This is a genomic window from Thiobacillus sp., assembly GCF_024708915.1.
In genome coordinates this window covers 1-4047 of the sequence record NZ_JANJXQ010000058.1, presented here as the reverse complement: position 1 = coordinate 4047, position 4047 = coordinate 1, and the positions used below count along the sequence as shown (strand labels likewise).

Here is a 4047-nt window from a genome sequence, read left to right as displayed (position 1 = left end):
ACGCCGCAAGCCATGCGCGCACCGCCGCCACCGAGCGGTGCCGGGTGATCGGCATGGTTGTCCCCCCCGACGTGGATCATCAGCGAGCGCCCTTTCATGTCGGCCATCTTCAAGCGCGGCGCCAGCACGGGCTGGGTCGCGTTCCCGCTTGCGTCGACGAACAGAGGCGGAAGATCGCCCAGGTGCCCGTCGCCCCACGGGGTGCCGTGACGATTGGTCTTTTCGGGATCGTAGTGGCCGCCCGCAGCGAGCGCCGGAACCATCTTGCCGTCCTTTTCCTTGGCCTGGCAGTCCGGGTTCTGATGCACATGGAAGCCGTGCATTCCAGGCGTCAGGCCGCTGAGGGCAGGGGTGAGTACAAGGCCATGGCTGGTTTCGCCGCTAGCGGCGGCTGGGGCGGCTGCGAATAGTCGGGGCGAATCAATGAGGCAGCTTGATCGCCTTCCAGCCTGGATGGTTGAAGTATTTGCCATAGGTATTGAGGGTGCGGGAAATTTCCACCACCCCCATGGCGCGATCCTGGCCGGGCTGTTTTCCCTGCATCGCTTCGACACCGTTGGTCAGGTCGCCGATGACGATATGGAGTTGCGCATCGGCCTTGGGATCGAGCTTGCAGTTCTCCACGACAAACGCGATCTGCGCGTTGACATCGTTTGCCAGGGCGTCGTACCCGGCAGGCGTGAGCTTGCCGGCGTGGGCGGCCGGTAGCGCTTTTTCAGCGAGGGTGCGGATCGATCCCATGCCACGGCGCAATGCATCGTCGGTGGCCCACTTCTTGCCGGCATTGAGCTGGATTGATTGCGGAGCGTCGGCCCCGTGATCGTGGTGGTGGTGGGCCGGCCCGGCGGCCTGCGCCATCAGGGGGAGCGCCAGCATGGCGGCGGACAGCGAAAGAAGAAGGGGTCTCATGATTTACTCCATTGTTTCCATGGTTATGGTGGGTTACCGGGCCGGTTTCGCGGCGGTCGTTTTCCCGGAAGTCGAACCTCCCCGCTTCAGGCGCGGAAAAGGCTCGGTCGAAACCTGGTAGATGCCGTGGCAGGCATTGCATGTCTGCAGCAGGGTGCCCATCTGCTTCAGCGTGTGCCTGGGGTCGCCCAGGCTTTCCGCGTCCAGCGCAATCATGTCGAACGTGGTGTGCACGGTGCCGGCGAACATCTTGAAGGTATCCGGCAATTTTGCCACGGTCTCGGGCGGGATTTCATTTGCGGCCCCGCTGCCCATGGTCCGCGCCGCTTCCGCCAGCGTTTTCATGTCTTCCCGGGTCAGCGAGTCGGTCATGGTCTGCAAAACGTGGAGGAAGTTGCGCATCTCGAGCAGGACCAAATGACGTTCGTGCGGTTCGAGTACCAGCTTGAGGCGTTCGTCCTTGCCCACGTCGGCCGCTGCGCCTGCCATGACCAGGCTTGCCGCCAGGCCGAGCCACGCTGCCTTGAAATATGGTTTCATGAATGTGCTCCAAAATTAAAATGGGTGAGTGGTCTTCGGCCGGAACGGCAGGGTCGATGCTGTTGGCGGCCCTGCTTTGCGCATGCCCTGCGCGGGGAGGCGGGCTCAGCCAACTGTGGCCTCGGCGCTGCTTTTTTCGCCCTTGCTGTCTTCCCAGTGCACGCTTACCTTGTCGCCGGCTTTGGCGCCCTTCACCTTCAGTCCCAGGAAGGGGTCTTTGGAAATGGCCCCACCCCATTGGGCAGCGATGACCGTCTTGCCGTTCAGGCCGACGCTGAGATGCTTGATGAAATGGGCGGGGATCACCTTCCCGGTTCTCGGGTCTTTGCGTTGGCCGGTCTCCATGATGTGGCCGATCAGGATCTTGATTGCCACCAAGTCCCCGGAGAGCTGCGCGCGGATCTTCATCGGTTCTGCCATTTTCTATTCCTTTCCGTATTTGAGATTCGGATCTCAGCCGCCGCAGCCGCCGATGGTGACCTTGATTTCCTTGGCCGCGCTGTAGTACTTGCCTTCCGCCTTGACCACCGCGCGCACGTTGGAGGTTTGGCCCATCTTGATGCGGGTGGAGACGTAGCCCTGCGCCCCGTCGACGAACTCGAACACCGCCAGAAGCGGCAAGGGGTTCTTGTCCGCCAGGATGGCGATGGACTGGGTGCCGGCGATCTGGCTGGTCACCTCGACCGGAATCACCGCGCCGTTTTCGGCAATGTCGGAGGCCTTGATCAGAATATCCTTGCTGTCGGCGACCCCCGACGCCCCCAGGCCTTTGAGGGCGTCGGCGACGTTCCTGGCCTCGAAGGCGCTCTTGTTCCATTCCGCGGCGAGGGCGCGGCCTGGCACTAGCAGCCCGGCGGATGCGGCGAAGGCGACGATGCCGGCGGCGCATCCGCCCTTCAGCAAGGTCCTGCGTAGTTCATTCAACTCATTCATGTCGTTCTCCGTTTGCGGTTGCGGTGAACGGCTACCGTGCCGATGGCACGGAAACCGGGTAGTCGTTGGAAAGCACGGTGTAGAACACCTCCAGGTCGGTGTAAGCCGGGTCGCCGGGCGGCAGTGCCTTGGTGCGGGCCTGCAGGTTGCAACGCATGAAGCGCTGCTGCAGCGATTCGATATCCCCCAGGGCCAGGCGGTAGGTGGGGAAGTGGGCCGCGTCGCCGAACGGGGAGGTCGGAACCTGGCCGCGGAAGCGCTGGCCCAGCAGGCCCGTCGAGGTGTGGCAGGAGGCGCAGGAGAAGTTGAACTGCCCGACCTTGGCATAGAACAGTTTCTCGCCGCGCCGATAGGACGCCATGATCTCGGCCGAGCCGGTGTCCACCCTGATCGGCGCTCGGGCAGACAGGGACTTGAAGTAAAGGGAGATTTGATTGTTTGCCGGCGAACCCTGCTTGAAGGTCTCCCACAGGGCGGTCTGCGCGCAGTGCTCCACCCGGCCCTCGACGGTCATGATCCGCTTGAGCCTGGGGTCGTACTTGGGGTAGCTCGCCGCCAGCCCGTTCAGGTCGGTTTTGCCCTCGCCGAGGCAGGTGCGGAATGCCGGCTCGCGCTTGGCCCAGAGCTTGAACAGCTTTTCACCCGCCTCCAGCGCCAGGTATCCCGGGTGCATGTCGTCGCTGCGATCGAAATCCAGGAATTTCCAGTTCAGCTTCCATTCATGCTCCGGGTCGCCGATCCACTGCTTGTGCTGCTCGAGCGATTTTTCGTCCTGCCAGTACTGCAGGGTGGAACCGAAGTCGGCATCGCTGGCGCCGGCGACGCCCCTGGACGGGTCGATTGCCGTGCGCGGGTAGGTTTCACGATAGGCGTCGGCGCCGCCAGCCTGTCCGTGGAACGCCACGGCAAGCAGCGACGCCACGGCAAGCGCGCGCAGGGAAAAAAGGTGGTTTCCAGCCATGACAGGGCTCCTTTACTTCGACGACTGCAGAAAGGCGACCACGTCGCGCAATTCCTGGTCGTTCAGGATTTGGTTGATACCGAACGTCGGCATGACGGTGTCCGGGTTGCGCCAGCGCATGTCGTAGACCAGGGCGTAGGTTTCCTCGTCGCTTCTGTCCCAGGTGCCGTAGGCGCTCAGATCAGGGCCCTTCGAGCCGGGCTGCTCCGCGCCTTGTATCAGGTGGCAGGCGACGCAATTGCCCTTGCTGCGTTCGTTGGCGAACGCCTTGCCGCGGGCCGGATCGCCGCCGAGGGTGCCGGCGAGCACCTGTTTCACCGGCTTGCGGTTCGGGATCTGGCCGCAGGCCAGGGTGTAACTCAGGCAGGGCCACTCCGAAAAATCCGTTCCCTTGCCGGCCCCGGCCGCCTGCTGCGCCGGCTTGCCAGGCTGGGCGGCGCATCCGGCGAGCGCGGAGGCCAGCAGCAGCGGCACAAGGTTCCGCCATTTGCTGAAAATCGGTCTCATGAATAGTTCTCCTTTTGTGTTTTTCCGTCGCCCGGCGCGCCTAGTGTCGTGACTCGGAAATATCGCAACATGAAACGGCGTCTTTTTCCGCATGGCGGCGTTGCTCGTCGTTGCCATAGAGCCGGCTATGTCGCCTCCTCGCGCCTTGCCCTGCGAAAAAATCCATCCGTTTCATTCCGTTCCCCTATTTCTGAGTC

At 63.2% G+C, this 4047-nt stretch carries 6 protein-coding genes and 1 pseudogene; all 7 read right to left on the bottom strand.

From position 1 onward, the window contains the following. Window positions 1-377 (bottom strand): annotated as a pseudogene (locus tag Q0L94_RS04660) (superoxide dismutase family protein); the annotation flags it as partial. Window positions 378-420: 43 nt separating this feature from the next. After that, window positions 421-909 carry a hypothetical protein gene (locus tag Q0L94_RS04655; RefSeq protein WP_296750552.1) on the bottom strand — a complete coding sequence of 163 codons (489 nt, stop codon included), beginning with the start codon at window positions 907-909 and terminating at the stop codon, window positions 421-423. 33 nt (window positions 910-942) lie between these two features. Then, the gene (locus tag Q0L94_RS04650; RefSeq protein WP_296750550.1) at window positions 943-1449 is read right to left on the bottom strand and encodes a hypothetical protein; all 507 of its coding nucleotides are present in this window, start codon (window positions 1447-1449) and stop codon (window positions 943-945) included. A 105-nt stretch (window positions 1450-1554) separates the two neighbouring features. Continuing rightward, window positions 1555-1869, bottom strand: coding sequence for a thiosulfate oxidation carrier complex protein SoxZ (gene soxZ, locus Q0L94_RS04645; RefSeq protein WP_296750547.1), 315 nt, complete (start codon window positions 1867-1869; stop codon window positions 1555-1557). Between the two features lie 33 nt (window positions 1870-1902). Next, window positions 1903-2382: a thiosulfate oxidation carrier protein SoxY gene (gene soxY, locus Q0L94_RS04640; RefSeq protein WP_296750545.1), complete on the bottom strand. Its 480-nt coding sequence runs from the start codon at window positions 2380-2382 to the stop codon at window positions 1903-1905. 31 nt (window positions 2383-2413) lie between these two features. After that, window positions 2414-3343 (bottom strand): sulfur oxidation c-type cytochrome SoxA, encoded by a 930-nt coding sequence (gene soxA, locus Q0L94_RS04635; RefSeq protein WP_296750543.1) that lies wholly within the window; start codon window positions 3341-3343, stop codon window positions 2414-2416. A 12-nt stretch (window positions 3344-3355) separates the two neighbouring features. Then, entirely contained in the window at window positions 3356-3817 is a 462-nt protein-coding gene (soxX, locus tag Q0L94_RS04630; protein ID WP_296750541.1) for a sulfur oxidation c-type cytochrome SoxX, read from the bottom strand. Between the last annotated feature and the right edge of the window lie 230 nt (window positions 3818-4047).

Bases quoted from the DNA above. Each gene is read 5' to 3' on its own strand.
- Q0L94_RS04655 (WP_296750552.1), bottom strand. From the start codon at position 909: ATGAGACCCCTTCTTCTTTCGCTGTCCGCCGCCATGCTGGCGCTCCCC.
- Q0L94_RS04650 (WP_296750550.1), bottom strand. From the start codon at position 1,449: ATGAAACCATATTTCAAGGCAGCGTGGCTCGGCCTGGCGGCAAGCCTG.
- soxZ (WP_296750547.1), bottom strand. From the start codon at position 1,869: ATGGCAGAACCGATGAAGATCCGCGCGCAGCTCTCCGGGGACTTGGTG.
- soxY (WP_296750545.1), bottom strand. From the start codon at position 2,382: ATGAATGAGTTGAATGAACTACGCAGGACCTTGCTGAAGGGCGGATGC.
- soxA (WP_296750543.1), bottom strand. From the start codon at position 3,343: ATGGCTGGAAACCACCTTTTTTCCCTGCGCGCGCTTGCCGTGGCGTCG.